At 64.2% G+C, this 24,689-nt stretch carries 26 protein-coding genes and 1 pseudogene; 14 read left to right on the top strand and 13 right to left on the bottom strand.

Annotated features, from left to right (window positions below):
- Nucleotides 1–216 precede the first annotated feature (216 nt).
- The gene (locus tag EJ067_RS03700; protein ID WP_189510362.1) at nucleotides 217–717 is read left to right on the top strand and encodes a porin; all 501 of its coding nucleotides are present in this window, start codon (nucleotides 217–219) and stop codon (nucleotides 715–717) included.
- A 20-nt stretch (nucleotides 718–737) separates the two neighbouring features.
- The gene (locus EJ067_RS03695) at nucleotides 738–1,238 is read left to right on the top strand and encodes a porin (protein WP_126084723.1); all 501 of its coding nucleotides are present in this window, start codon (nucleotides 738–740) and stop codon (nucleotides 1,236–1,238) included.
- 180 nt (nucleotides 1,239–1,418) lie between these two features.
- Here the strand turns inward: EJ067_RS03695 and EJ067_RS03690 are convergent, their stop codons facing one another.
- The 7 genes from EJ067_RS03690 to EJ067_RS03660 all read right to left on the bottom strand — a co-directional run bounded on the left by EJ067_RS03690 (nucleotide 1,419) and on the right by EJ067_RS03660 (nucleotide 9,404).
- The gene (locus tag EJ067_RS03690) at nucleotides 1,419–1,628 is read right to left on the bottom strand and encodes a hypothetical protein (RefSeq protein ID WP_126084722.1); all 210 of its coding nucleotides are present in this window, start codon (nucleotides 1,626–1,628) and stop codon (nucleotides 1,419–1,421) included.
- A gap of 176 nt (nucleotides 1,629–1,804) precedes the next feature.
- Nucleotides 1,805–2,152 carry a hypothetical protein gene (locus tag EJ067_RS03685; protein WP_126084721.1) on the bottom strand — a complete coding sequence of 116 codons (348 nt, stop codon included), beginning with the start codon at nucleotides 2,150–2,152 and terminating at the stop codon, nucleotides 1,805–1,807.
- 339 nt (nucleotides 2,153–2,491) lie between these two features.
- Nucleotides 2,492–3,091 (bottom strand): hypothetical protein, encoded by a 600-nt coding sequence (locus EJ067_RS03680; RefSeq protein ID WP_245468152.1) that lies wholly within the window; start codon nucleotides 3,089–3,091, stop codon nucleotides 2,492–2,494.
- A 19-nt stretch (nucleotides 3,092–3,110) separates the two neighbouring features.
- Nucleotides 3,111–6,320, bottom strand: coding sequence for a tetratricopeptide repeat protein (locus EJ067_RS03675; protein WP_126084720.1), 3,210 nt, complete (start codon nucleotides 6,318–6,320; stop codon nucleotides 3,111–3,113).
- Nucleotides 6,321–6,471: 151 nt separating this feature from the next.
- A complete protein-coding gene (locus EJ067_RS03670; protein WP_126084719.1) occupies nucleotides 6,472–7,515 on the bottom strand; it encodes a tetratricopeptide repeat protein in 1,044 nt (347 codons plus the stop codon).
- Between the two features lie 17 nt (nucleotides 7,516–7,532).
- Nucleotides 7,533–8,405: a DUF2167 domain-containing protein gene (locus EJ067_RS03665; protein ID WP_189510360.1), complete on the bottom strand. Its 873-nt coding sequence runs from the start codon at nucleotides 8,403–8,405 to the stop codon at nucleotides 7,533–7,535.
- A gap of 354 nt (nucleotides 8,406–8,759) precedes the next feature.
- On the bottom strand, nucleotides 8,760–9,404 hold the full coding sequence (locus EJ067_RS03660) for a S24 family peptidase (protein ID WP_126084717.1): 645 nt from the start codon (nucleotides 9,402–9,404) through the stop codon (nucleotides 8,760–8,762).
- 605 nt (nucleotides 9,405–10,009) lie between these two features.
- Here EJ067_RS03660 and EJ067_RS03655 point away from each other — a divergent pair.
- The 7 genes and pseudogenes from EJ067_RS03655 to EJ067_RS03625 form a co-directional block, all read left to right on the top strand.
- Nucleotides 10,010–10,156: pseudogene (locus EJ067_RS03655) on the top strand (GcrA cell cycle regulator); the annotation flags it as partial.
- Nucleotides 10,148–10,855, top strand: coding sequence for a GcrA cell cycle regulator (locus EJ067_RS35060; RefSeq protein WP_245468284.1), 708 nt, complete (start codon nucleotides 10,148–10,150; stop codon nucleotides 10,853–10,855). The pseudogene EJ067_RS03655 and the gene EJ067_RS35060, both read left to right, overlap by 9 nt.
- A gap of 181 nt (nucleotides 10,856–11,036) precedes the next feature.
- Nucleotides 11,037–12,131, top strand: a complete 1,095-nt coding sequence (locus EJ067_RS03645; RefSeq protein WP_245468096.1) for an ISAs1 family transposase — start codon at nucleotides 11,037–11,039, stop codon at nucleotides 12,129–12,131.
- A 92-nt stretch (nucleotides 12,132–12,223) separates the two neighbouring features.
- Nucleotides 12,224–12,820, top strand: coding sequence for a DUF6456 domain-containing protein (locus EJ067_RS03640; protein ID WP_126084716.1), 597 nt, complete (start codon nucleotides 12,224–12,226; stop codon nucleotides 12,818–12,820).
- 120 nt (nucleotides 12,821–12,940) lie between these two features.
- Nucleotides 12,941–13,249 carry a hypothetical protein gene (locus tag EJ067_RS03635; RefSeq protein WP_126084715.1) on the top strand — a complete coding sequence of 103 codons (309 nt, stop codon included), beginning with the start codon at nucleotides 12,941–12,943 and terminating at the stop codon, nucleotides 13,247–13,249.
- Between the two features lie 52 nt (nucleotides 13,250–13,301).
- On the top strand, nucleotides 13,302–13,532 hold the full coding sequence (locus EJ067_RS03630; protein WP_126084714.1) for a hypothetical protein: 231 nt from the start codon (nucleotides 13,302–13,304) through the stop codon (nucleotides 13,530–13,532).
- Nucleotides 13,533–13,536: 4 nt separating this feature from the next.
- A complete protein-coding gene (locus EJ067_RS03625) occupies nucleotides 13,537–13,785 on the top strand; it encodes a hypothetical protein (protein ID WP_126084713.1) in 249 nt (82 codons plus the stop codon).
- A gap of 57 nt (nucleotides 13,786–13,842) precedes the next feature.
- Here EJ067_RS03625 and EJ067_RS03620 read toward each other — a convergent pair whose 3' ends face one another.
- The 4 genes from EJ067_RS03620 to EJ067_RS03605 all read right to left on the bottom strand — a co-directional run bounded on the left by EJ067_RS03620 (nucleotide 13,843) and on the right by EJ067_RS03605 (nucleotide 16,464).
- Nucleotides 13,843–15,126, bottom strand: coding sequence for a DUF763 domain-containing protein (locus EJ067_RS03620; protein ID WP_126084712.1), 1,284 nt, complete (start codon nucleotides 15,124–15,126; stop codon nucleotides 13,843–13,845).
- A gap of 153 nt (nucleotides 15,127–15,279) precedes the next feature.
- Nucleotides 15,280–15,621 (bottom strand): hypothetical protein, encoded by a 342-nt coding sequence (locus EJ067_RS35630; protein ID WP_126084711.1) that lies wholly within the window; start codon nucleotides 15,619–15,621, stop codon nucleotides 15,280–15,282.
- Between the two features lie 99 nt (nucleotides 15,622–15,720).
- Nucleotides 15,721–16,011: a hypothetical protein gene (locus EJ067_RS03610; protein ID WP_348639516.1), complete on the bottom strand. Its 291-nt coding sequence runs from the start codon at nucleotides 16,009–16,011 to the stop codon at nucleotides 15,721–15,723.
- Nucleotides 16,012–16,146: 135 nt separating this feature from the next.
- A complete protein-coding gene (locus tag EJ067_RS03605; protein WP_126084710.1) occupies nucleotides 16,147–16,464 on the bottom strand; it encodes a hypothetical protein in 318 nt (105 codons plus the stop codon).
- 232 nt (nucleotides 16,465–16,696) lie between these two features.
- On the opposite strand from EJ067_RS03605, the gene EJ067_RS03600 reads away from it, so the two are divergent.
- Nucleotides 16,697–17,050: a cupin domain-containing protein gene (locus tag EJ067_RS03600; RefSeq protein WP_126084709.1), complete on the top strand. Its 354-nt coding sequence runs from the start codon at nucleotides 16,697–16,699 to the stop codon at nucleotides 17,048–17,050.
- Nucleotides 17,051–17,097: 47 nt separating this feature from the next.
- Here EJ067_RS03600 and EJ067_RS03595 read toward each other — a convergent pair whose 3' ends face one another.
- Nucleotides 17,098–19,014, bottom strand: a complete 1,917-nt coding sequence (locus EJ067_RS03595) for an acyltransferase family protein (protein ID WP_245468151.1) — start codon at nucleotides 19,012–19,014, stop codon at nucleotides 17,098–17,100.
- Between the two features lie 537 nt (nucleotides 19,015–19,551).
- On the opposite strand from EJ067_RS03595, the gene EJ067_RS03590 reads away from it, so the two are divergent.
- Together EJ067_RS03590 and EJ067_RS03585 are read left to right on the top strand one after the other, a co-directional pair.
- Nucleotides 19,552–20,097, top strand: a complete 546-nt coding sequence (locus EJ067_RS03590; RefSeq protein ID WP_126084707.1) for a hypothetical protein — start codon at nucleotides 19,552–19,554, stop codon at nucleotides 20,095–20,097.
- Nucleotides 20,098–20,281: 184 nt separating this feature from the next.
- Nucleotides 20,282–22,288, top strand: coding sequence for an AI-2E family transporter (locus tag EJ067_RS03585; RefSeq protein ID WP_126084706.1), 2,007 nt, complete (start codon nucleotides 20,282–20,284; stop codon nucleotides 22,286–22,288).
- Between the two features lie 341 nt (nucleotides 22,289–22,629).
- Here EJ067_RS03585 and EJ067_RS03575 read toward each other — a convergent pair whose 3' ends face one another.
- Complete coding sequence (locus tag EJ067_RS03575) at nucleotides 22,630–22,851, bottom strand: hypothetical protein (RefSeq protein ID WP_126084705.1); 222 nt, start codon at nucleotides 22,849–22,851, stop codon at nucleotides 22,630–22,632.
- Nucleotides 22,852–23,093: 242 nt separating this feature from the next.
- Here EJ067_RS03575 and EJ067_RS03570 point away from each other — a divergent pair, with 242 nt between their 5' ends.
- Complete coding sequence (locus EJ067_RS03570) at nucleotides 23,094–24,026, top strand: hypothetical protein (RefSeq protein ID WP_126084704.1); 933 nt, start codon at nucleotides 23,094–23,096, stop codon at nucleotides 24,024–24,026.
- 250 nt (nucleotides 24,027–24,276) lie between these two features.
- The gene (locus EJ067_RS03565) at nucleotides 24,277–24,366 is read left to right on the top strand and encodes a putative RiPP precursor (RefSeq protein WP_126084703.1); all 90 of its coding nucleotides are present in this window, start codon (nucleotides 24,277–24,279) and stop codon (nucleotides 24,364–24,366) included.
- Nucleotides 24,367–24,689 lie beyond the last annotated feature (323 nt).

Raw genomic sequence — 24,689 nt, 5'->3', positions numbered from 1 at the left:
AAAATTAGCTATCCTTTATTAGTATGCTTTGCGTGATCGCGCGTTGCTGAATAGATCGAGCAATCCACCGTGGCTCTGCGGCAACAGTCGCGCTCTCGTCTGAAATACTCCCAGTAAAAGTCAGGTATTGGGCCCGGAACTCCCGTTGACTCGGTTCGCCCCCCAATGGTGCTTTCGCGCCAGGGTCTTTCTCTATCCAACTTTGGGGGTCAGGGTATGCGGGGCATCAACCGTCTTGTTTCATTTGCGTTTCTGTCCGCGGCAGGCGGCTTCTCGGCGTCCGCTCAGGCGGCGCCGGTCGAGTACGTCAAGGTATGCACGCCTTATGGCGCGCAATATTATTACAGCCCCGGCACCGACACCTGCATCAACGCCAATACCGGCGAGACGCGCCGTCTGACCGAGGACGGCGTGGTTGTCGGCAAGACCGCACTGGCGAGCAAGGTTGACGACATCGATGGCCGCGTCCAGCGAGCCTTCGAGGGCGCCTCGGTGGCTTCGGCGCTGACCAGTCCGGACCTGGTGCAGGGCGAGCATTTCGGCGTGCGCGTCAACTGGGGCAATGCCGGCCAGTCCAACGCCATGGGCGTCACCGGCGCGGCCGTGCTGGGCGAGGGGCTCTTCTCCACGGGCAACGGTCGTCTGACCGGCGCCGCCGGCGTCGCCTTCTCCGGCAAGACTGTCGGCGGCAATGCCGGCCTGCAGCTCACCTGGTAAGAGTTGGTCAGGGGGCAATCATGTTCAGATATTTCCTTGCGCCGGCGATCCTCGGCGCGGCAACGCTTTTGGCGGCGCCATCCGAGGCCGGGGTCGAATATGTCAGGATCTGCTCGGCCTATGGCGCCAACTACTATTACAGCCCGGGCACCGACACCTGCATCAACGCCGACACCGGCGTGACCAACCGGAAGGTTGATGACGGCAACGGCGGGTTCACCACCGTCACCGGCAAGACAGCACTGGCTGCCCACGTCGACGACATCGACAACCGCATCACCCGCGCCTTCGAGAACGCCTCGATCTCGGCCGCCCTTGCCGCGCCCGACCTCGTCCAGGGCGAGCATTTCGGCCTGCGCGTCAACTGGGGCAATGCCGGCGACGCCAATGCCTTCGGCATCACCGGTGCCGCGGTGCTGAGCGAGGGCTTCGCTCATGGCGGCCGGCTGACCGGCACGCTCGGAATTGCCTTTTCCGGCAACGTCGTCGGCGGTAATGCGGGGCTGCAGTTCAGCTGGTAGGTGAGGCTTCCCCTTCTCCTGGTGGGAGAGGGTGTCGCCGCAGGCGACGGGGTGTTGGGATGGAAGCCTGAGTGCTTCAAATCACCGAGCGCCTCGTCTCTTCCAACACCATCGTCCGTCCCGGCGCAGCGCGCGCCGATCCACCTCCTCCCGCATGGAGAGAAGGGGCGGGTTGAACAACTACCGCCGCCCTTGCTTCCCAGCGTACTGGGCGACCGCGCAGAGGAAAGCCAGCGCGGCGGTATCGCAGGCAGCCCGCGATGGCGACGGACCCTTTGCAAAAAGCACTGCGTCCGCGACCGGGATCGTCAGGCCATGCTTCCTGGCAAATGAGGTGACTTCGTAAGGCTGATCGTCGGGTTGTATGCCGATGTCGATTTGCTGATGCATCAAACGAGTTCCTCCCTGGTATGCGGCTATGCCCTCCTTCGCCTGCAGGAATTAAACGCCCGGCCGCTCGCAGGCGTCCACCAATTGGCAATTGTGTGAAACGATGCATTTTCCGAAACGGAGAGCCGAGGGTTGCAGCGGCGTGATTGTTCGCGTTCCGGGCGCGGCGCTGGCGTTCACTCCCAGGCATCGCTCGACTTTGCAAACCGCACGCCCGCCGCGATCATCGCGCCCTCACATTCGCTGATCAGCCTGAGGTTCCTCAGATACCGCGTCACTGTCTCCGGCAGCCAGGCGGCGCAGGCTTCGACATACGCCCGGCCGTGTACCAGCGTGCCGGTCGAAAGCCGCTCATCCTTCTCGGCGATTACTTTCAGATATTGCCGGATGAAGCGTATGTCGTCGGCGATGTCCTGGCTGGCCATGCGCCATGCGCCGGCCAGGCGCTCGCGCTCGGCGAACGGCGACGGCGACTGAATTGGACAGGAAAGATCGGCGAAAGCGGCATGGTTCGCGGTGTTCAAGCAAGTCCCCTCAAAGGAAGGGAGGTATCGTACTTTATGTACGAAATACAGTCAAGTAAAGTTCGTACAATTTGAACGATAAGTCGCGCCTTGAGGCAAGGATCATGCGGGCCGTATCGGAAAGCCTTCGAGCTGCGTGCCGATTTCGTCAAGCGCCCGCCCCAAAATCCGGTGCGGAGCCTAATTCTTGACGATGGCGTGGAGCAGCGCGGTTTTGATGTGCCACCCAGGCTCGCCTTGCAGTAACAGGGCGGCCTCATAGAATTTCGCCGTGGCCGGGCACAGGCCCGGGAAGTCCTGCTTGGCGTTCGAGATAGCCTCCATCTCGGCCGGCGTGCCTCAGATCTTTGTGAAAATGTCGGCGACCAGCGACCAGTCCTGATCGCTAGGCACGGCCGCCGGCAGGCCGCTTCTTTTGGCGGCGCCGAAGGCGTGGAACAACGTGGCGCCGATCCTGTCCAGGTCGGCCAGGAAATCGTGGCTGGGCGCGCTAATCGCGTCCGGCCCGTTGCGCAGGATGGCCGGCGTTTCGCGCGCCATGACATGATTGAGCATGTCGAGTTGCGCCGAAAGCGCTTCCGAAGCATTGCTGTCGGGGGTCGTGGGCAGCAGTGGTGCATATCTGTGCCTGAGATCGGTGACCGCCTGCCTGCTGACATTGCGCACTTCTGTTTGGTTTCCGGTCTGGGCCGCGGCAGTGATCTTACGCAGCATTGCATCGTAGTCGTCCGGAAATTCCCGGGCGATAGCCTCGAAGATCCGGAGATCCTGCTTCCGGATCTCGGCATCGATGTCGGCGGTGGTCACCGGCCGGGGCGGCATCTCCACTGACTGATAGTGGTGATGTCTGCCGCCGCCGAACATCGTTGGCATCACTTTAGTCCCAACGATGCTTACGGGGATGACCGCCACCACTTGCAACCATTTCCAAGGTGACATCCGCTGGCCCTCTCCCTGATCACTTCGCTTCGAGGCTCTGCGCCTTCTTTCGGTCAGCCTCGGCGCGCTTGCGGTTGTCCTTGGCTTCCCATGCTTTACTTCGCGCCTCATATAGCCGGGCGAAGTTCGGATTGAGCTCGATGCCTTTGCTGAGGTCGGCAATGGCTCCGTCATAGTCCCCTCTGGTTTTCCGGATCACGCCTCGGCCATAGTAGCCGGACACGTTTTTGGGATCGAGACTGAGCGCCTTTTGGAAGTCGCTGTATGCGCCATCGCTGTCATGCCGGCTCATCCGCACAAAACCGCGATCCGCATAAATTTTCGCTTCGCTGGGGACAAGGCTGATGGCCTTGTCGTAATCGGCAAGAGCCTGCTCAAAGTTACGTTTCAAGGTAAGGCTCTGAGCACGGCCGTAATAGGCTGCGGCATTGTTTGGATCGAGGTCGATCGCCTGGTCGAATTCTGCGATGGCGCGGTCATAGTCGCCCTTTTCTTGCAGCGCGCGGCCCATTTTGAAGAACACCATCGCGCTTGCCTGCTTGAGGCCTTGGGAGAGTGTGTCCCCGTCAAGCGTTCCTTTGGTAAGCTTGCCCGGCGTTTTCGAGCGAGGCGCTTTCTCTTTCGCAGCAATTGCCAATTTTCGACCCTGACGGGCCATGTCGGATTTAGGATCGAGCTCGAGTGCCCGGTCGAGATCGGCAATGGCGTGATCGAAGTCGCCCATATAGTACCAGGCGCTGCCGCGCCCGAAATAAAACGGGGCATAGTCCGGTTTCATTTCGATCGCACGGTTGAAATCGGCGATGGCCTTTTCCGGCTCGCGCTTCTTCACCAGTATCAGAGCGCGGCCGTGATAGGCTGCGATGTAGGATGGATCGATCTCAAGCGCGCGGTTGACGTCGGCCAGGGCCCCGTCATAGTCGCCCTTTTGCAGGCGCGCCCTAGCGCGCGCCGAATAGGTCGACGGTTCGTTTGGCGCGAGCGCCAAGGCGCGGCTGTACTCAGCGACGGCGCGATCGTATTTGCGTTTCTTGTAGAACGCGTCGCCACGCTCCAGCAGTGACATGACGGCCTGGAGATCCGCGTCGGCCTCTTCGCCTTGTCCCTCCGCCGCCACCGCTGCTTTGCGGGCGACGGCATAGTCGGCATTGCCCGGATCGAGCTTGAGCGCCTGGTCGAAGTCGGCGATGGCGCCGGCATAGTCCTTGCGGTCGGCCCGCGCCATGCCGCGCGCATAGTAGATGGCGTCGTCCTTCGCATCGATGCCGACCGCAACCGAATAGGCAGCGATCGCGCGCCCGCTGTCGCCCTTGGCGTGCCAGGCCATGCCTTTGCAGTAATGGGCGTCGCGCGCCTTCGGGTCGAGCGCCGCGGCTCGGTCGCAATCGGCAAGAGCGCCATCGGCATCGCCTGAGGTGACCTTGGCGAGGCCGCGGCGAAAATACCCGGCGGCAAAATTGGGGGCGACCTGGATGACCATGTCGAAGTCGGCGATCGCTTGGCCGTAGTCGCGCAGGGCTGCTCTGGCCCTGCCGCGGCCGAAATAGCCGAAGCGGTTGTAGGGTTCGAGCACGATCACCTGGTCATAGGAGCCGATCGCCTTGTCGTATTTGCCCATGTCCAGCCAGGCATCGCCACCGAGGATCGCTTGCAGGGCGCGCGGGTCTTTTGTCTCCAGCGACCTTGCAGCAAGTGTGTCGTCCGTAGCCGTCAAATTCGGACGAACGGTTTGCTGGTTTGGAGCGGCGCCCGCCGGCTTCGACTGCTCCAAGCCCGGTGCAGATGCAGGGTTGCCCTCATTGCCGGCAACCTGTTCGCTGCAGCTTCCCGTCCGCTTCAGGTCGAGTTCGATGGCGCGCCGGCAATCGGCTGCCGCGCCGGCTTGATCGCCCTCGAGCATCCTGGCGCGGCTGCGGCCGAAATAAGCGTCGGCATTGTCGGGATCGAGGCTGATTGCCTTGTCGAAATCGAGCAGCGCCCCCTCGACGCCATATTTCGACAGCCGCATCTGGGCGCGCTCGAGCAAGATCCTGGCGGTCGCTGGATCCCCGCTCGGTTGCGAGGTCGCCTGTTGAGCTGCGTCGGCCGGTGCGGTTTCGCGGCATGCGCCGGCCCGCTTCGGGTCGAGTTCGACGGCGCGCCGGCAGTCGGCGGCCGCGCCGACGGTATCGCCGTTTTGCGCCCGCGTCAGCGAACGGGCGAACCAGACCCTGGCTTCGGTCGCATCGAGTTCGATCGCCTTGTCGAAATCGGCAAGGGCGCGATCGTTGTTGCCTCTGCTCACCCAGGCGACGGCCCGGGCGTAATAGCCGTCGGTGATCCCGGCATCGAGTTCGATCGCTTTGTTGGCATCGGCGATCGCGCGCGCCCAGTCCTCCTTGCCGATCCAGGCGACGCTGCGGTTAGCATAGGCATCGGCGGCCCCGGGATCAGCGTCTATCGCGGCATCGTAGTCGGAAATGGCGCCGTCGAACTCGCCCTTGGCGGCGCGGGCTATGCCGCGATTGACCAAGGCAATCAGGTCCGTCGGGTCGAGGCGAATGGCCTCGCCATATTCGGCAATCGCCTTTTCCGGTTCGCCTTTCTTGTCCCAGGCCGCGCCAAGCCCGGCATGCGGCTTGCCGCTTTGCGGGTCGGCCTCGATCGCCTGTTGAAAATCGAGCATGGCCGCGTCGATCTTGCCTTTGCGCAGGAAGGCCCAGCCGCGGCTGGAATAAGCATCGCTGGCTGAAGGTTCCAGGCTGATGGCAATGTTGAAGTCGGCTATCGCGCGCTCGTCGTCGCCCTTGTGGTACCAGTCGGAGCCGCGGTTGAAATAGGTTGAAGCCCGCGCCGGATCGAGCGCGATCGCCTGGCTGTAGTCGGCGATTGCACCGTCCCAGTCCCCCATGTCGTCCCGGGCGACGCCCCGGTAGAAATAGGCCGGGACGCGCAGGCGCGACGCCTCGGTGACGTCCTCGGCAATCACCGTGCAGGCCGCAATGCGCCGCTCGGCCGCGGCCTTGTCGACGACCGCTTTCTTTTCGTAGATCGAGCCACTCTCGTCGCCCAGGCCTTGGTCGTCCCGCGCGCCTTTGTCGTCGCCGAAGCAGAGGGCATAGTCCCTCACGACGGCGGATGCTGGCGCGGTCAAGGCGCCAAGCACAACGATCCCCGCCAGCGCCAAAAGCGGGCCGCGCGAAAGCAAGGCAACGAATGCGCGCGCGAACGCGCCTGTGCGGCATGACATGGTTTTGATCCTCCCCCCGGAGTTGCCGCGACGGCGGCCGCAATCGCCTATATAGTTCTGTTTTTGTTCCGGAATGCAAGCAGAAATTGCGGGCGCCGTATTCCTGCGCCTGTTTCGGGTCAGGGGAGACGCAACCCTCAAGCCTGGCAACCTACTTCGCCCCAAGGCCAACCGCTTTCTTCCCGTCGGCCTCGGCGCGTTCGCGGTTTCCCTTCGCCTTCCACGACTCGCTTCGGGCGCTGTAGAAATCGGCGGATTTCTGATTGAGCGCGATCGCCTGGTCGTAGTCGACGATGGCCTGGTCATGGTCGCCTTTGCGCGCCCAGGCGAGACCCAGCCCGTAATAGGCATCAGCCATCTTCGGATCGAGGTCCGCGGCCTCGGCGTAGTCGCCGATCGCACGGTCGTCGTCGCCCTTTCGAGACCAGGCAAGGCCCCGATTGTAATAGGCATAGGCGGGTTTCGGATCGAGGCTGATCGCCCGACTGTAATCGGCGATGGCGCGATCGTAGTCGCCCTTGCTCCCCCAACTGCTGCCTCGATCGTTATAAGCGCCGGCGTAGTTCGGATCGATTCTGACCGCCTGGGTGTAATCGGCGATGGCGTGATCGTGGGCGCCCTTCGCCGCCCACGCGCTGCCCCGGTTGTGGTAAGCGGATGCGTCCTTGGGATCGGCGATGATCGCCATGTTGTAATCCGCGATGGCCCGGTCATTATCGCCCATGTACGACCATGCGAGGCCTCGGTTGTTGTAAGCAGCGCCGCTTTTGGGGTCGAGCGCTATTGCCTGACCGTAATCGGCAATAGCCCGGCCGTAATCGCCCTTTGCGGCCCAGTCGTAGCCCCGGTTGTAGTAAGCAGATGCATATTGAGGATTGATGCTTATCGCTTGGTCGTTGTCGGCGATGGAGCGGTCGAGATCGCCTTCCATTGACCAGGCGTAGGCGCGCTTGAAGTAGGCCGTCGCGCGCCTGTCCGCACCCTCTGCCTGGCTATCGATGATTTGCGTGCAGGCTTCGAGCCGGCGGGCGGGGTCGGCCGCATTGCCGATGCAGGCCGCATACGTGAGATTGGCGGCGATCCCCATGGCGCAGCGGACGTCGAGCGCGACGAGGCCGGCCAGCAGCAGCAACAGCGGCAGGCGCCATTTTCGCACCAGCCGTATCAACCGACCTTCATCCGCCCAGCCTGCCATTTGCCGGCCTTCCGGGATCAGCTATCGGCCTTGTTGCGGCTGAACAGCCGCCTTAGCCAGACCAGCGGCAGCAACAGCAGGAAGGCGCCCTTCTTCAGCGCCACCAGGGCGAGCGCGATGAGGCCGACGCCGGCGGCCTTGCCGAATTTGACGCCGAGCATTGCCGCCAGAACGCCGAGCGCGCCGTAGCCGGCCACTTTGTCACCGCTGGAATGTTCGAAATAGGAGGAGCCGGCCTTCGGCTTGTAGGCGGCGGCCGACGCCTCGACGATCTTCAGCACGGACCCGGCCGCGATATTGCCGTCCACCGGCACGATCTTCATCGGGACATAACCCTGCCGGTCGAAGATCGAGACGGAGATATTGATTGTCCTGTCGCCGCCCCAGTTCAGGATGTTGGCGTAGTAGAGGATGTTCCTGGCCTTGTCGACTTGCGGATAGACCAGCCAGCCGTCGAAGCGGATCTCCTGTCCGATGCGCTGCGACTGAGCCTTCACCGACTCCTTGAAGCTTTCCTCGATGGCGCTGATCTCTTCGCCGCGGCCGGCGCTGTCCCAGTCGGCCAGGCTGACATAGCCGTCCGAGACGGGCTTTTCGACGGTGAGGTTGTCGATCTCCGGCGTGAAGCCGAAGATCAGCTGGTCGATCGTGCCGCACTGGTCGCGGTCCCAGCCGAACTCCTTCACCACCAGATTGCACCTGTCCTCCGGCTTCAGGTAGATGGCGCCGCCGCCGGCCGGATTGATCGTGCCCCTGGCGGCGCTTAGCGGCTGGGTGAAATTCTGCGGATGATAGTCCGCATCCCCGGCATGCACGATCGCCGGCTCCGCCAGCATAAAGGCCTGCGCCAGCAGGATGAAACGCAGATTTTCCCTGATCGATTTGGTCATGCTCCCCCTCCCGGCAACGGGACCCCAACCCTCACGCCTCCGTGATCTAAGGGGATTTCGACGGCAAGTACAAGTCCGAAAAGTTCTTTTTTTGTTCTTCGTTAAAACAGTGGCGCCATTGCAGCGCAATTGGGCTGCGAAGCGCGTAATCTCCTCCCTTGAGGGGGAGATGGCCGGTCCACCCTCCGTAGCTGCAGCGCAGATGCTGCGGAGGACGGGGCAGGCCAGAGGGGGTGCCGGAGTGTGGAGCGCCAGCGCTTTCCGCGACGCCCGACGGCGTTGGCGATTTATGCGAGGCGACCCCTCCTCTGTCGCCTTCGGCGACATCTCCCACTCGAGTGGGGAGATGGGCGCTCACATATCGATCATCGACCTTTTCACCCGCCCGATGATCGTGATCGCCCCCTCCAACTCCGGCGGGGGAATCTCCAGATACGACGCCGGCTGGAAGGGCGGGGTGTCGTTCGGGCGGTAGCGCTTGTAGGTGGCGCGGCCGGTCTCGTCGGCGATGACGTAACAGCCATTGGTCACCAGCCGCTTGTCGCGCAGGTTGACGAAGATGATCGAATCCGGCGGCGAGATCTTGTTCATCGACGGCCCGTCGACGCGCAGCGCGATCCACTCGCCTTCCTCGAGGTCGGCGGTGGGGATGGTCGGATAGTCGGAAAGGTTGACCACGCTGTCCTGGCTGCCGAGCTCGCCGGCGCTGATCCAGGACACGATCGGCACGTCGATGGTGACGGGCGAGGGGGCGAGCTGCGCCGGGCCGGCCTCGGCGCCGTCGGCCCCCAAACCACCATTGAACAAGAGCCAGCCCGGGTCGACGCCGAACAGCCGGCCATATTTCTCCGCCGCCTTGCGCGACAGCGGCCGGTTGCCGTTCTCGTGGCTGATGAGAGTGTTCTTGTTGATGTCGCGCAGCGCCCGCGCCGCATCGCTGGGCGAGGCATAGCCAGCCTGGGCGCGCGCCTGCTGCAATCTGTGCCGAGAATCCATCATCGTACAAAATGCCTGAAAATTATCGTCCAAAGTGTACGATTTCGCTTGCGCGTCATTCGTACATAACGTACGCTTAGCGCATGAATGAGCATCCCGCAAGCATTTCCGCATCGCCCATGATCATCTTGAGTCCGCCCACGGCCATCTCGGGACCGAGCAACTCGGGGCCAACACGTCGCCGGCATAGCATCGGCACCTTCGCCGCCGATCCCTCGACTTTTGAATTCCAATCGTCCGGACCGTCCTCCTCCCCGGTCCGGACGCATTCCGGGGCGCTTGCCCCGGATCCGGTCGAACCGCCCGCACCCCGGTTCACCGGAACGGCCGGAGCCGCTCCTCCCCCGGCTCCGGCCCTCGATTCAAGCGGCATAAGCTGCATCCGCACCGAGGACGGCACCGTCATCCTGTTCGACCGGATGACGGGCCGGGCGGTGTCGGGAGTGACGCGGGCCGCCGCCGAGGCAGCGCTTCTTCGACTGCCTGGTGCTGCGCCCGCCTGACCTCAATCCTTTCCCGACCTGATCAACGGCCTCGCGGCCGAAGCCTGGCGCTTGGCCCCAGCCAAGGCCTTCCCCCAAGCCCTTCGCAAGCAACTGGAATGAGACATGGCAGCCGCCTACACCGAAATGGAAATCGACGCGATCGCCGCCTGGCTGAAGGAGGGGCTTTCGGCCTCGCGCATCGCCGGCCGTTTCAGCGCCCTGCGCGGCAGCCCGGTCTCTCGCAACGCCATCATCGGCATCGTGCACCGCAACGCGGGTCTCCGCGCGATCGGCTTCGCCAACCCGAAAGGCGGCCGCGCCGGCGGCCGGCCGAGGAAGAACGCGCGGCCGGACCGGCCGGGCCGCCGGGGCAGGGTGGCGGCCGGAGGGGTAACGCTGTCAGAGCCGGCAGCGCTTTCGAGATACGCCGAACTGTTGGAAGGCGCCGAGGCTGGAACTGCCAATCTCTCCCCAGGTGGGGGAGATGCCCGGTCCACCTCCCGCAGCTGCAGCGCAGCTACTGCGGAGGACGGGCAAGGCACAGGGGGGCGCTGTCCCGCCGACCTCTCCGTGTACGAACTCTCCGCACAGACAAACAGCATCGTCACCGCTCGCACCCCGCCCAAAAAACCCAAAGCGCGAAAGCCTGCGCGGGCCTTGCCGCCGGCCTGGCTCTCCCCCGGCGAGCGCCAAAAATCCGAAGCTCAGCTCTACAAGCTCCCCGCGCCGCCGCCCCGGGTAAATCCCGGCCGACAGCCGCATGTCGCGGCCATGCGTTTCCTCGACTGCCTGTTCGGCCGCTGCCGCGCGCCGATCGACCTCGCCTTGCGCGAAGAGCCCGAGGACGACCCGCCCGGCGCGCGCCCGGGGCCGGACATGCTCTGCTGCGGCCTGCGCACGACTGGAACGCGTTCCTACTGCGCGCATCATCATGCGCGGTTCCACGGCCATCGCGGGAGGGGGATGTGAGAGGCGAGGCGCGGGAACTGCTGATCCCCCATGAGGGGGGAGATCGGCAGCTTCGCCCGCCGCGCTTTTTCCTGCAGCGTCGGTGATTGGCGAAAGCCGCGAAGAGATTGATCTCCCCCTTGAGGGCAGGGGAATCGCATATGGCTTTTTGGGACTTGAAGTTGGCCTGAGAAGGGATTCTTTGGGCAGGCAGTCGAACGAGGGAGAGACTGCCATTTCCAGCCTTGAGAGCTATTTCGGCGCGCTACCCGATCCGCGCGCCGGCAATGCCACGCATCGGCTTGGCGATTTGATCGTGATGATGATCGCGGCGAGCCTGTGCGGGGCGAGCAATGCGACGGAGTTCTCGTTGTTCGCGCAAGAGCGCAAGCAGGCGCTGTCGCGGTTGATCGCGTATGAGGTGGCGCCCAGCCACGATACCTTCTCGCGGCTGCTGCGGCTGCTCGATCCGGAGGCGTTCAGCCGTGCCTTTGCCGCCTTTGCCGCGGGCTTCGCGCGGGCGTGTGAGGAAGTGGTCTCGCTCGACGGCAAGGCGCTGCGGCGAGCCTACGAGAAAGGCCTTGCAGCCAGTCCTCCCCTGACGGTGTCGGCTTTTGCCGCCGAGACGCGGCTATGTTTGGCGGCGGTCTCGCCCGGCGAGGAAGAGAATGAGGTCGAGGCCGCCCTCAAAGTCATCGAACTTATTGATCTTACTGGACGATTGGTCACAGCCGATGCGCTCCACTGTCACACGCGCATGGCAAAGGCCATCACCGAACGGGGCGGCGACTACCTGCTCGCGCTCAAAGGCAATCGTCGCCATTGGGTCGGCCACGCCAATCGCCATCTGGCCGAGACCGCCCCCGCAGTCGCGGAGCGGACCGAAACCAGCCATGGCCGCAGCGAATGGCGCCAAGCCGAGGTCGTGGTATCGGCTGAACCGCTGATGGCCGGCCACAAAGCCTTCATCCGCATCACCAGCCGGCGCGACCAGGCCAAGCCGCTGACGCGCCTGTTCATGGCCTCCACCTTGCTGTCACCCCAGCAAGCCCTCGAGCTCACCAGAGCCCATTGGCAGATCGAGAACGGCCTGCACTGGATGCTGGATGTTCATCTGGACGAGGATCAATCCCGTGCCCGCAAGGACAACGCCCCCGCCAACACCGCCCTCCTCAACCGCATCGCCAGAAATCTCCTTCAGGCCGCAGATGTCGATAAAGTCCCCATCAGTCACCGCATCAAGAAATGCGCTTGGAATGACGGCTATCTCATCCAGGCCATCACCCATATGCGATAGCCCTGCCCTTGAGGGGGAGATGTCCGGCAGGACAGAGGGGGGCGCCTCGCGCCGACCTCTCCAACTACCCACACCCACACAAGGACCAACCCATGGCCCGCAAAGCCCCGAAAAAACCCCAGCCGCCAAAGCTCCCCAAGGGCGAGGCCGAGCAGGTGCGCATTCGCCGCGAGGTCGGCCACGATTTCGCGCTGAAGCAAGACCGCTTCGGCCGCCAGCGCCTCAGCAATGGCACCGCCGAGGCGCGCCGCGTCTACGAGGTGTCGAACGGCGGCTACACCTCCACCGGCGGCATCGTGCGCCTGCGCAATGTCGATCCACTCACCGGCATCACCTCGCTCACCGGCCAGCAGCGCGAAGCCGGTCAACGCTTTCGCGACGATTTCGAGCGCAGCCAGCGCGAGGGCCTGCAGCCGCAATCCTGGAGCGAGCGTGTCGACGGCGGCCGGGTGGGCGGCGGCGTCCCCGACCGCGTGCTGTCGGCCGGCCGCGCGCATACCCACGCCGCGGCCGCGCTTGCCCATTGGGAGGTGGCCGAAGTGGTGCGAAAAATCTGCCTCGAAGGCCAGTCGGTGAAGGCCATCGCCGAACGCAGCGGCGAGGGGCGCGACGTGGTGATGAAGCTGCTGAAGCTCGGGCTGGACCTGCTGGCGGTGCACTACGGGATGATGGGGAGGCGGGCGGGGTGAGGGTGGTTGAACAATAACCATAGTTGCTGATTGCCGGATAAAAACTTCCAAAATACAGATATCTATCAATACGAACCCGCTTTGACGCGGCCTGGTCGCCGTCAACAGGTACCTAAGGCAATGATGAAGCGTTGGAACCTGGAAAAGACCATCGAACTGGAGTTCGCGATAGCGTCCGAACACTACCAACGCTTTCGCCTCGAAGCGCTGAAATCTGCCGATGAAGAAGGCAGGTACAAGATCAGGCTGTTCGACTACGACCTGTTTCGAGTCACCCCGACTTTCAGCGAGCACCCCGAGGGCGGCTCCGATCACGAAATTCAGTTTGCCTCCAACCTGCTCGTCGATGGCGATGAGTATCAAGCTGCATCTGCCGACGAGGCTCTGCAAATAGCGATTGATCGAATGCGCAAGCAGTTGCTCGTTTAGAGTAGAAGCAACCAAATATAGCCGGCGCTGGTGCCATTCCTGCGGAGCTCCAATGAAATACCCTGACGGAACCCTTGCCCGACTTGGCGACAAGATCCTCGTCTGGGAAGGGAACGAAGGCGTCGTTGTCTGCTCCATGGATACCGACGAATATTCCGAGGAGTACCCCAGGGAAGTCCTTGGCTATCTGGAACGAGGGATCATGGTCCTGTCCGAAAAAGCGGGGCTGATCCATTATGTGAAGCCCGAGGAGGAGATGCGGCTGCTGGAGCGGAAGACATGAAGGCATGGGCGCCATGACGAAACAGTCTCCGGCCTATCTCGCGATTGTTTTTGTATCGCTGGTCGTAGCGTTGCTCGCTTTCGGGCAGGCGGTCACGCTTGCCTGGTTGTCGCAGTTCCCCGCGTGGCAACCGGAACTCGCGTCGCTGCAATTCCGCTTTTGGCTGTTCTTTTCGGCGGGGCTGACTGCGCTTGTGGTTGGGACCGCGGCTGTGTGGCGTTGGGTCCGTCAGCAGAATCGTGAGCATCGCTGAGCCCGGCGACTGTCGCCAGATCACAGACGCTCGGCGCTGAGCCCGCTGCCTTCGATGTTATTTGCGGAGTGCGATGTGGGTAGTTTTGGAGGTTGGCTTCTCGCCGCCCTCCGGTGGTGGCTCCCACCCAAACACGCTCCGCCCGCCCAGCAAATGCGACTGGTCCATTTCCCCCGCCACGATCTCCTTCAGGCTCGGCCCCGTCACATAGCGCTCCATCCGGCGCGACTCCCCATCCAGTCGCTTGAGCGCCTGCAGTTCCTCCTCCCGCCCGAGCTTCGCCTTGCCCACCGCCGATTTCAGCACCGCGATCGTCTCGTCATAGACCTTCAGCGGCACGGGGAAGGGGTGGCGGTCTTTGCCGCCGTGGGCGAGCGAGAAGCGGGCCGGGTCGGAGAAGCGGTAGGGCGCGCCGTGCACCACTTCCGAGACCATGGCGAGCGCGCGCACCGTGCGCGGGCCGACGCCGGGGACCAAAAGCAGCTCGGGAAAATCCTTCGGGCCGCTTTCGATCGCGGCGGAAATGTTGCCGTGCAGCCGGCGCATGACGATGTCGCTCTCGCGCACGTCGTGATGCGCGGGCATGACGAGGTTGGGCAGCAGCGGCTGCGCGGCTGGCTCGGGCTCCGGTTGCGGCTCCAGCACGGCAAGCTCGGTTAGGATCTTTTCCGGGCTCATGGTTTTCAGAAGCTGGATTTGGCTTCCACGCGCTTTTTCCGCGCGACGGTCGGTGAGGTTGACGATCTCGCCCTGGCGCTCGCCCTCGATCGCCGCATGCGGCTGGTCGACGAAGCTCGTCAGCCCCTCCGACAGCCAGTGGTAGCGGCGCGCCTGGCGGGCGTCGCCGTTCATGCCCTGCTGCACCACCACCCAGCGCCCGTCATCGGTGACGATGAAGCCGTGCAGATAAAGGTCGTAGCCGTCCTGCACCGCGGCGCTGTCCACCTTGGCGACGAGGCGGCTGGCGGTGGCGAGCGCCTCGCCGTTCAGGCCGACGCGGTCGCCGATGGCGAGCAATTCGCCCGGCGTCTTGCGCGAATGCGCGCCGCGCCCGCCGCAGACATGGACGCCGAGCCCGCCGGCCAGCGGGTTCAGCCCGCGCTTCAGCGCGCCGATGACGGAGGTGGTGATCCCGGAGGAATGCCAGTCCATGCCCATCACGGCGCCGAAGGACTGGAACCAAAAGGGGTGCGCCAGGCGCCTGAGAAGCTCGTCGCGGCCGTAATGGTGGATGATGGCTTCGCACAGCACCGCGCCGAGCCGCGTCATGCGCTCGCCCAGCCATTTCGGGACCCGCCCGCCATGCAGCGGCAGGTCGGCGCTGCCGCTTCGCTGCGTCACGTGTTTCTCCCGGTATGCCGGGAGTTAGATGGCATTTTGCATGGGATTTGCAAGGCGGTGACGTGGCGGACCGCCCCTCGCTTCGTCATCCTCGGGCCTGCGCCGCGTCGCGTCGCTCCTTGTTCGCTCTAGGATGACGAAGCTGTAGCCTCGTCAATATCCGCACACCCACACGCGTTCCACCACCCGGTGGTGATGACGCCAATGCCTCACCCATTCGCGGTGACAGCGGCGATGATGATGCCTGTAGTAGCGGTGCGGATAGCGCATCAGGTATCGGGGGCCGCCGTAGTAGCGGGGACCGTAGTAGCGCTGGCCGTAATAGCGGGGGCCATAGTCGTAAAACGGGCCGCCGTAGAACGGACCGCCGTAGAATGGAGACGGGCCGAAGCCGCCGAACGGACCGAACGGACCGAAGAACTGTGCGTCCGCAGGCGCGACCGTGGCTGCCGCGGAGGCGATGGCAATTACCGAAGCAAGTAACAGTTTTTTCATGGCAACCTCCTCCTGAAGGCTGATCATCGGATAAACGCGCCGCAGGAAGCCTATGTTCCCGGTCGCTAATGTTCGCCGATGCGAGCGTGACACTCGCCCTCAACGATGGGTTGCAAAAGCGGCTAGAAGCCGGCTTGCCGTGTCAGTCAGGCTCAATACCTGCAGACGCGGATTGCCTCGTAGACCCTGTGGATGGTGACGCCAGTGCCTCACATACTCGACGTGGCAACGCCTGTAGTGCCGGAAGTAGTAATGGTTCCGGTAGTAGTGTGGCCTGTAGCTGTAATATTCGCGGGCGGTACCGAACTCGAGGCGGCCGGCATTGGCCGGGCCAATCATGGCGGCCGCGGACGCAATGGCTATTACGGAGGCGAGCAGGAGCTTTTTCATGGCTACCTCCTCCTGAGGTTGATCACCCCATAAACGTGCCGGAGGCAGCTCACTAATATTCGCCCGCCCATCGCCGGGATGGGCGGGCGGCCATCTCGCCCGCGGGGAGATCAGCCGATCGCGGGCACCGCTCTATCAGCGCTCGCAGATACGGATTTTTTCGATGACGCGGTGGTGATGGCGCCAGTGCTTCACGATCTTGACCCGGCAATTATCGCCATAATACCGGTTATGATAGCGAACCACATAACGCTCACGATAGGGAGTGTAGTAGTCGTCATCGTAGACGTGTCGGTAATAGCGGTGAGGGTAATACCCGCCATAGTCATCTCCGTAGTACGGGTCATAGGACGGGCCGACGCCGATACCAAACTGGACGCTGCCGGCGCTGGCCGGCGCGATCGCGAACGCCGAGGCGATGGCGATCATCGAAGCAAACATAAGCTTTTTCATCGCTGCCTCCTCTTCGAGGGTTTCGATGGATGCCCCTTCGACGGGTAAACGGTTTCAGGTCGGGCGGTGTTCCCAGAAAATGTGCGTTCGGAGTGCGAGCGACGCTGAAACTGCTGATCCTCGTGGGCGCCTCGTTGCCATACCGGCGCGCTGTGTCGCGGCCTCGCGAGCGACCCATAGGCCGATCCGCTATCTACCCTGACAATCCCAACCCAACCGCAGGAGTCCCCTTATGACCAGGCCCACAATCCTCAAATTCGGCGCCGTCGAGCATGCAGAGGCCGGCGACCTGCCGGGCTGGATCGTCGTCGATGGCAGGCCGACCATGCAGACCGCCGTCCAGCACACCAGCGAGGACGGCAAGGTGATGTCGGGCACCTGGCGCGCTTCGCCCGGCACCTACCATGCCACCTACACCGACTACGAATTCGTGCATATGATCGCCGGCCGCATCGTCATCACGCCGGACGGCGGCGAGCCGGTAGAGGTTGGCCCCGGCGACGCCTTCGTGGTCGAGGCCGATTTCAAAGGCACCTGGAAGATCCTCGAGCCGGTGACCAAGCATTTTGTCGTTGTGGAGGGGTGAGGGGACGGCAACTGCTGATCTCCCCCACAAGGGGGAGATTGGCAACTTCACCTGCCCACCTTCGAAATTACACGTCTTTCCACCTCAGGCTCCAGCGATTCCGCAAACGGCGTGGCCAGATGGTGCTGGTCACGGAAGGCGAGCTGGCCGTCGATGAAGACGTGGCAGGTGGTGGCGTTGCAGAAGCGGTCGGTGAGGTCGACATAGGAGGCGTTAGGCACGCTGTCGACGATCTCGCGCTCGACCGCGGCCATCGCGTCGTTGGCGGCATAGCTGCGCGTCTGGTCGCAGAGCGAGGGCGTCTTGTTGCGCCACAGCGCCCTCGCCACGCAGGTGTCGATGTTCTCGTCGTTGAACGGCACGTCGCGGATGAAGGCGATCTTCAGTCCGGCCTTGCTTAAGGTCGTCAGCGTCGAGCGCAGGCCGGCCTGCCACACGGCGTCCGGCGTGTCCGGCTCGCCCTTGCCGGCCGCCATCTTGCGCGAGGAGGTCAGCGCCAGCTCCGAGATCACCACCAGCGAAGGCTTGGCCGCGATGATCTCCTTCATCGCCTGCTCGCGCCATTGGTCGCATTCGCGGTAGTTGCGGTTGAGCTTGGCGACAAAGAAGGAGAAGCGCGAGGGCCGGCACGAGCTCTTCAGCCAGGTCTCGACGCGGTAGCCGTTCTTCTTTCCCGCTTCGATCAGCGGCGTCGACCAGTGATCGGCATGCGAATCGCCGAACAGCGCGATCATGCGCCGGCCATTGCCGAACGTGCACGGCTTCGGCGTCACCGTGTCGTAACCCTCCACGCAGGCTTCGGCGCGCGCGGTTGCGGGCTCGGCGGCACTCGCCGCGATCTCACGCTGCTCGGGGTCCTGGTGACGCACCGCAAGTGCCGCATTGCCGTAGGCGGCTGCGACGCCGGTGCCGGTCAGGAGGAGGGCCGGCACCAGCGCCCGCGCCGCATTGGCCATAAGCCAGCCGTTGCGACGGATCGGATTCTCGATGAGATGGTAGCTCAGCGCCGAGAGCGCCAGCGTCAGCGCGAGGCAGGCAAGGCGTTGGGGAAAAGTCAGCTCCTCGACCAGCATGCCGGCATAGACGATCACCGGCCAGTGCCAGAGATAGAGCGAATAGGAAAGCTTTCCGACCCACTGCAAGGGCGGCAGCGCCAGGGCGGCATTCACGCCGACCCTGGCGCCGGCCGCGCCCGCCAGCAAGAGAAGGACAGTGCCGGCAACCGGCACCAGCGCCAGGAAACCGGGGAAGGGAGCCTCCTCGCTGAAAGTCAGGTAAGCAAAAGCAATCATCGCCAGTCCGGCCAGGCTGAGCGCCAGGGCAAGCCACGGGCGCTTCTGGAGCAGCCATGCCGGCGCCATCGAGGCCAGCCCGCCGGCGGCGAATTCCCAGGCGCGCAGCGGCGAGAAATAGAATGCCCAGGGCTGCGATATGGTGGTCAACCAGGCACAGACCGCGAAGGAGACGAGGCCGGCAATGCCGATCGCAAGCATGATCGTCCGCTTGCCGGGCTTCAGCCACGCCGCCAGCATCAACAGCGCCGGCCAGGCGAGATAGAACTGCTCCTCCACGGACAGCGACCAGTAATGGATGAAGGGATTGTTGGCGGCGTCGTTGGCGAAATAGTCGAACGACCAGCGGATCAGCCACAGGTTGATCATATAGGCCGAAGCCCACATCGCGCCCTTGGAATAGAGCGTCTGCTCCTCCGGCGAGAGGATGATCGCGCCCGCGGCAAGGGTCGCCGCGATGACGAAAAGCGCCGCCGGCAAAAGCCTGCGCGCACGCCGGGCGTAAAAGCGCAGGAAGTCGAGCCGGCCGGTTCCGGAAATCTCGGTGACGAGTTGGCGGGTGATCAGGTAGCCGGAGATGACGAAGAAGATGTCGACGCCGGCAAAACCGCCGGGCAGCGCGGTGAGGCCGAAATGGAAGGCGACGACGCCCGCCACGGCCAGCGCACGCAACCCCTCAATGTCTGGCCGAAAGTCCGGCGATGGTGCTGACACGAAGGCGAACCTCGCAACGCTCGTTCGTATCCCGCCTTGGGGCAAGCCTCGGCCCTGCACCGTCATATTGCAATGCAACAAATCTAACGCAGCGCAACATAAGGGGAGGCAGCGAATAAGGGCGCGAGACGCTGGAGCTGCCAATCTCCCCCTTGTGGGTGAGATGCCCGGCAGGGCAGAGGGGGCGCTGTCCTGCCGGCCCATCAGCCGATTGCGCTTCCCAGACCAGCATAGGATTCCTGGCGCGGACAGGTTGATCGAGGCCTCATTCCTTCGCGCCCCCTCTGTCCTGCCGGACATCTCCCCCGCTTGGGAGGAGATCGCGCGCTCAGCCGCTTTCGCCAACTTTCAGGCAGCTCAGCGCATTAGTGGTAGCTAAGGCATAATTGTCCGCCTGCAGGCGATCTGTTAAAATTTTAACACCGACAAACGGCTCGGGAAAGCCGTGCGTCCGACATCATGCACAAGAGATCAACGTGAAACCGGAGAATGGCCATGAAACGGCTTCTGACGGTCGCTGCCCTTTTGGCGGCGGGGAGTTTGATTGCGATGCAAGGCGCAGCCGCCGATGACGACGCTGCGCTGATCAAGAGCGCGGAGTCCGCCGCGCCCGCGGCCGTGGCCAGCGGCGCCGCGATCTACGCCATGGATGCCAAGGGCGCCATGCGCACCCTGCGCGAGGGCAAGAACGGCTTCTGGTGCATGCCCGACAATCCGGCCTCGCCCGGCCCCGACCCGATGTGCGGCGACGCCAACGCGATGGAATGGGCCATGGCCTGGCTGCAAAAGAAGGACCCGCCCAAGGGCAAGGTCGGCTTCATGTACATGCTGTCCGGCGGCACCGACGGCAGCAACACCGATCCGTATGCAACGGCGCCGACGGAGGGCAACAATTGGATTGAGACCGGTCCACACGTGATGATCGTCAACGCCATGGATGTGATGGCGGGCTATCCGTCGGACCCGAAGCCCGACACGGCCAAGCCCTATGTGATGTGGCCGGGCACGCCTTACGCTCATCTGATGATCCCGGTTAAGTAGACGAGGGGGACCTCGCGCGAGCGCCGGCGCGCCGTGATCTGCCGATCTCCCCTCCTGCGAGGGAGACCGGCTCTCACTGGCGCTTTCGCCAATCTCCAGCCGCTCCGCGCAACCATCCCCCGCTCCGCGCGTTGCACGCCGGCGAAATATCGCCAATCATGGCGGGGCAGGGTGGAGGCTTCAGGTGGCGGGCAATCGTCAAAATGGCACGCGCGCATCCGAACCGGGGCTGGCGGGCCTGCTTGCGGCCTCGCGCGGCCACCCGCGCACGGCGTTGCCGACTGTCGCCACCGTCGTCGCCACGGTCGCGGCGCTGTATTTTGGCCGTGAGGTGTTCCTGCCGATCGCGGTGGCACTGCTTTTGACCTTCGCCATCGCTCCGGTCGTCTCGGCGCTGAAGCGCGTCGGCATCCCGCGCCTTCCGGCGGTCATCGCCAGCGTTCTTGGCGCGTTCGCCGCCCTTGCGTTGTTTTCTTTTGTCGTCGCCAGCCAGGTCAGCGACCTCGCCCAGAACATCCCCGTCTACCAGATCAACATCCTGACCAAGATCCGCGCGCTGAAGGAAAGCGGGCTTGGCGGCGGCATCATTTCGCGATTGAGCGGGGTGATCGAGCGCGTCGGCCAGGAGATAGACCGCCAGGAGCCGCAACTGCCCTCGGCGACCGAGGCGCCGAAGCGCGATCCGATCCCGGTCGAGATCGTCTCGCATGAGAAGCCGCTCGAAGTGTTGCAGAACCTGGTCGCGCCGCTCATCAGCCCGTTGGCCTCGGCCAGCTTGGTCATTGTCGTCGTGATCTTCATGCTGATGGAGCGGGAGGACCTGCGCGACCGCTTTATCCGTCTCGTCGGCTATGGCGATCTCCACCGAACCACGCAGGCGCTGCAGGATGCCGGCAAGCGGGTCGGCCAGTATCTTTTGATGCAGCTGATGGTCAACATCGTCTACGCAATACCGATCACCATCGGCCTGTGGGTGCTTGGCATCCCCAATGCGCTGCTTTGGGGCATGCTGGCGCTTGCGCTGCGTTTCGTCCCCTATATCGGCCCGATCATCGGCGCGCTGCTGCCGCTTTTCCTGGCGCTGGCCGTGGCGCCCGGCTGGTCGCTGCTGTTGTGGACCGGCGCCCTCTTCATCGTCATGGAGCTGATCACGGGCAATGTTATCGAGCCCTGGCTCTATGGCTCCCATACCGGACTTTCGCCGCTCGCCATCATCGTCGCGGCGATCTTCTGGACCTGGGTCTGGGGCCCGATCGGCCTGGTGCTGTCGACGCCGCTCACCGTCTGTCTTGTCGTGCTCGGCCGACACGTGCCGCAATTCGAGTTCCTCGATGTGCTGTTCGGCAACGAGCCGGTGCTGGAGCCGCATGCAAGGCTCTACCAGCGGCTTCTTGCCAGCGATCCGGAGGAGGCGACCGATCATGCCGAAGAGATGCTCGAGGAAAAGTACCTGTTCGAGTTCTATGATCAGGTAGCCGTCCCCGCACTGCTGCTTGCCGAGCAGGATCGCATGCGCGGCGTCATGGATGACGACCAGCGGAAGCAGGTGGCCGAGAGCGCGCTGACGCTGGTTGCCAATCTCGACGACAGCGCCCAGGAGGAAGCAGACGCCGAGGAGGACGAACAGCCGGCTTCCGGCGAGGAGGCCCCCAAAGGCAAGGCAACCGAGGGCAAGGAAGACGCCGATGCCGAGGAGGTCGACCTGCCGGACGGATCCGGCATTTCCGTGCTTTGCGCCGGCGGGCGCGGCGAGCTCGACGATGCCGCCTCCGCGATGCTGGCGCAGGTCCTGGAAGTGCAGGGCGCCGAGACGTCGAGGGCGAGCTTCATCGACCTTGAGCCCTTGGGCATCCGCCGCCTCGACCTGGACACCGTCGACGCGGCCGTCATCGGCTTCCTCAACCGTCAATCCACCAAGCACGCGCGCTTCGTGGTGCGACGGCTGAAGCGCCTCAATCCGAAGCTGAGGGTCGGCATCGTCTTCTGGTCGGAGATCGGCAATGGCGACACCGAGGCCGCGGCGAAACTGGCGGGCGACCTCAACGCAGATTTCGTCGCCTACGGCATGGTCGACGCGGTGGCAGGCGCCCTTTCGAGCGAACCGGTCGTGGCGCTGAAGCTCACCCCCCAGCGCCGTCCGCGCCGGCGGCGTACAGCCCGCAAGAAGGAGCTGCAGGCGGCCGCGGGGTGACGCTTCCTATCGATCGATCATCACCTCGGCCTCGATCTCGACCGGGAGATCGAACGGCAGGGCGGCGACCCCGATGGCGGCGCGGCAAGAATTGGCCGGGATTGGCATGGCCCGCGCGAACCGCAGCTTGGCGATCCGCGCGGGCGGGCGCCTGCCCCCGCGGCGGCGCCAAGCCCCCCAACCCTCAGGCTGGCCGGGTGGCTGTCTGGTCCGGCCTTTTGCCGGTCGTTTTTCCTCGCCGATCGGGGACCGGAAACCGCCACGTGGTCTTCCGGAACGGCTCCCCTTTGTTTTTGCGCTATTCCGGACGGAAACCGCTGGGCAATTTTCCCGGATTGCTTCTAGAAATGCAGGTCCAGCGCAGGCGGATAGGCCTGGCCTGGATCGCCTTGCGACGCCGTCGTAGTGCCGGCAAGCGCGATTCCACCGGTGGACGTCTGGTCAAGCGGCGGCCGCTTCTTCTCGATGTTGATCTTTGTCTCGGTCACCAGAGTTTTCGTCTTGGCCTCGACGGCCGGCGACAGCGCAAGCGTGAGGACAAGAGCGGATAGAACGACTTTCATGACAGCTCCCCTGCACCCACCCCGGCGGCGACCCTAGCGCCGGCTGCCCGGCGGCAAAGGCAGCGTGTGCGGAAGGCTATGGAATTCTCTGGATTTCCTGGAATATTAGGCGGTGGAAAATTGCCATGGCCGGGAATGGAGTCCGTTTGCCGGCGTGCTAGACCGAATGGCTGGAACAACTCGGCGATTCCCTGCCAAACGCCGAAATGCTCTAGCGGCAAAAACATCGAGGGGCTTGTCGCATGGCGCAGCATATCGCGCAAAAACTGAGACTGACGTCGGCCTTGCTGGGAACCGTGACCCGCAAGGACCTGGCGGCGGCGTTCCGCGCCGTCAACCCGAAGACGGCGTTCGATCTCGGCCGAGCCGACAAATGGCTGCAGGGCCGCGCGCGGCCGCGCCAGGTGAGCGTCTATGACGACTGGGCGAAGCTGCTCGAGCTGGAACAGCCCGGTGCCTGGATCGCCGAGAGCGACCTGCCAAGCTTCACCGCCGCGATCGCGGCCCGCCACGGCATCGGCAGCAGCGAACTGGAGCGCCGCGCCGGCATGCAGTTCGAGGCCGCCACGCATGACGAGCGCAGCCTCGGCTCCGGGCTTGCCGGGGCCTATGCCTGCTATTCGCGCGCCTGGTCGCCCTATTATCGCGGCCAGCTCATCAAGGGCCGCCTGTCGATCGAGGCCGGGCCCGGCGCGCATGGCCTTGCCGCCACCTATCGCGAGATCTTGCCGACCGGGCAGCTGCTGCTCGGCGGCCCGGTCAACCCGGCAAAGCGCGGCCTTTACGTGCATCTGAAGGAGGTGGGCGGCGACGCCCAATTCTTTCTCTGCCTCTTCCCGCAGACGCAGCCGGTCAGTGTGCTCGGCGGCTATATGTGCGGCGCCGCCGTCATCGGGCCCGAGGCTCTGCCATCGATCACCAGGATACTTCTGGTGCGTCTGCGCGATGCGGCATTCGGCGCCCAAACATGGGGCGGATACCTGCCGGCCGGCGGCTCGATCGCCGGCGACCTGGCGAGCCTCGGCATCGCCGTGGAGCACCCGGAGACGGTCGACCGGCAGCTCGAGCAGTTCCTTGGCGCCGACAGCGGCGGCGGCGCCAACCAGATCCCGCCGGATGATTTTCGCGCCATCCTCAATGTCTTCGACCGCCATTGGCTGCAGCAGGCGGGCTGACACGGCATCCCGGCAAACTTGACAGGGCAGCCGCATCGCGTTCACCTGCGCCGGTCGTTGACCCGCGCAGGAACGAACGATGAAGAAGACCTACGAAAAGCCCAGGCTTGAAAAGCGTGACCGGCTCTCGGCCGCGACCGCTGCCGCGCCAGCGTCCGGCTTCACGTTCTGAAGCCGCCGGGCGGTCCAAACTTGACAATAGCTGCCCGCGGCGCTCATTTTGCGCGCATCGTCTTCAGGGGGAATCTCGATGAAGAAGGTCTACAGAAAGCCGACGCTCGAAAAGCGCGGGAAACTTTCCGCCGTCACGGCCGCCAATGGCTCGTCGATAACGCTCTAACAGCCGTGCGCCAGCCTGAAATATGGGCTGCGCGCCGCTCCCGGCCAGGAGCGGGCGGTGCACTGCGCAGTGCCCGCCCGTCCGGCGCCGCCGCCAAGCTGCTGAAACCCCGTCCGTCCCCAACAGCAACGGTCATGGCGTGACCAGTGATTGCGGAGTGCCATTGGCGGGCCTCGCTGTCAACGCCGGCCGGAGCGCCCAATAGAGGGCGCTTTTTGTTGTTGCAAAGGGCTGAAAACGGCCTGCCGCGATCACGCCTTTGCTTTAGGCGGAAGCGTGGAAATGGCGGATTTCCGGGCTTTTCGGCTCCCCTTGTCGTCAAA

The organism is Mesorhizobium sp. M1D.F.Ca.ET.043.01.1.1, assembly GCF_003952385.1.
Taxonomy (GTDB): domain Bacteria; phylum Pseudomonadota; class Alphaproteobacteria; order Rhizobiales; family Rhizobiaceae; genus Mesorhizobium.
The sequence above is the reverse complement of the archived record's forward strand: the minus strand, read 5'-3'. Positions and strand labels throughout refer to the sequence as shown.

Coding starts and splice junctions, on each gene's coding strand:
- EJ067_RS03640 (WP_126084716.1), top strand. CDS start 12,224: ATGGCCCGCAAAGCCCCGAAAAAACCCCAGCCGCCAAAGCTCCCCAAG.
- EJ067_RS03610 (WP_348639516.1), bottom strand. CDS start 16,011: ATGAAAAAGCTCCTGCTCGCCTCCGTAATAGCCATTGCGTCCGCGGCC.
- EJ067_RS03565 (WP_126084703.1), top strand. CDS start 24,277: ATGAAGAAGGTCTACAGAAAGCCGACGCTCGAAAAGCGCGGGAAACTT.
- EJ067_RS03625 (WP_126084713.1), top strand. CDS start 13,537: ATGGGCGCCATGACGAAACAGTCTCCGGCCTATCTCGCGATTGTTTTT.
- EJ067_RS03700 (WP_189510362.1), top strand. CDS start 217: ATGCGGGGCATCAACCGTCTTGTTTCATTTGCGTTTCTGTCCGCGGCA.
- EJ067_RS03570 (WP_126084704.1), top strand. CDS start 23,094: ATGGCGCAGCATATCGCGCAAAAACTGAGACTGACGTCGGCCTTGCTG.
- EJ067_RS03665 (WP_189510360.1), bottom strand. CDS start 8,405: ATGACCAAATCGATCAGGGAAAATCTGCGTTTCATCCTGCTGGCGCAG.
- EJ067_RS03635 (WP_126084715.1), top strand. CDS start 12,941: ATGATGAAGCGTTGGAACCTGGAAAAGACCATCGAACTGGAGTTCGCG.
- EJ067_RS03605 (WP_126084710.1), bottom strand. CDS start 16,464: ATGAAAAAGCTTATGTTTGCTTCGATGATCGCCATCGCCTCGGCGTTC.
- EJ067_RS03680 (WP_245468152.1), bottom strand. CDS start 3,091: ATGTCACCTTGGAAATGGTTGCAAGTGGTGGCGGTCATCCCCGTAAGC.
- EJ067_RS03575 (WP_126084705.1), bottom strand. CDS start 22,851: ATGAAAGTCGTTCTATCCGCTCTTGTCCTCACGCTTGCGCTGTCGCCG.
- EJ067_RS03660 (WP_126084717.1), bottom strand. CDS start 9,404: ATGATGGATTCTCGGCACAGATTGCAGCAGGCGCGCGCCCAGGCTGGC.
- EJ067_RS03590 (WP_126084707.1), top strand. CDS start 19,552: ATGAAACGGCTTCTGACGGTCGCTGCCCTTTTGGCGGCGGGGAGTTTG.
- EJ067_RS35630 (WP_126084711.1), bottom strand. CDS start 15,621: ATGAAAAAACTGTTACTTGCTTCGGTAATTGCCATCGCCTCCGCGGCA.
- EJ067_RS03675 (WP_126084720.1), bottom strand. CDS start 6,320: ATGTCATGCCGCACAGGCGCGTTCGCGCGCGCATTCGTTGCCTTGCTT.
- EJ067_RS03695 (WP_126084723.1), top strand. CDS start 738: ATGTTCAGATATTTCCTTGCGCCGGCGATCCTCGGCGCGGCAACGCTT.
- EJ067_RS03600 (WP_126084709.1), top strand. CDS start 16,697: ATGACCAGGCCCACAATCCTCAAATTCGGCGCCGTCGAGCATGCAGAG.
- EJ067_RS03690 (WP_126084722.1), bottom strand. CDS start 1,628: ATGCATCAGCAAATCGACATCGGCATACAACCCGACGATCAGCCTTAC.
- EJ067_RS03670 (WP_126084719.1), bottom strand. CDS start 7,515: ATGGCAGGCTGGGCGGATGAAGGTCGGTTGATACGGCTGGTGCGAAAA.
- EJ067_RS03630 (WP_126084714.1), top strand. CDS start 13,302: ATGAAATACCCTGACGGAACCCTTGCCCGACTTGGCGACAAGATCCTC.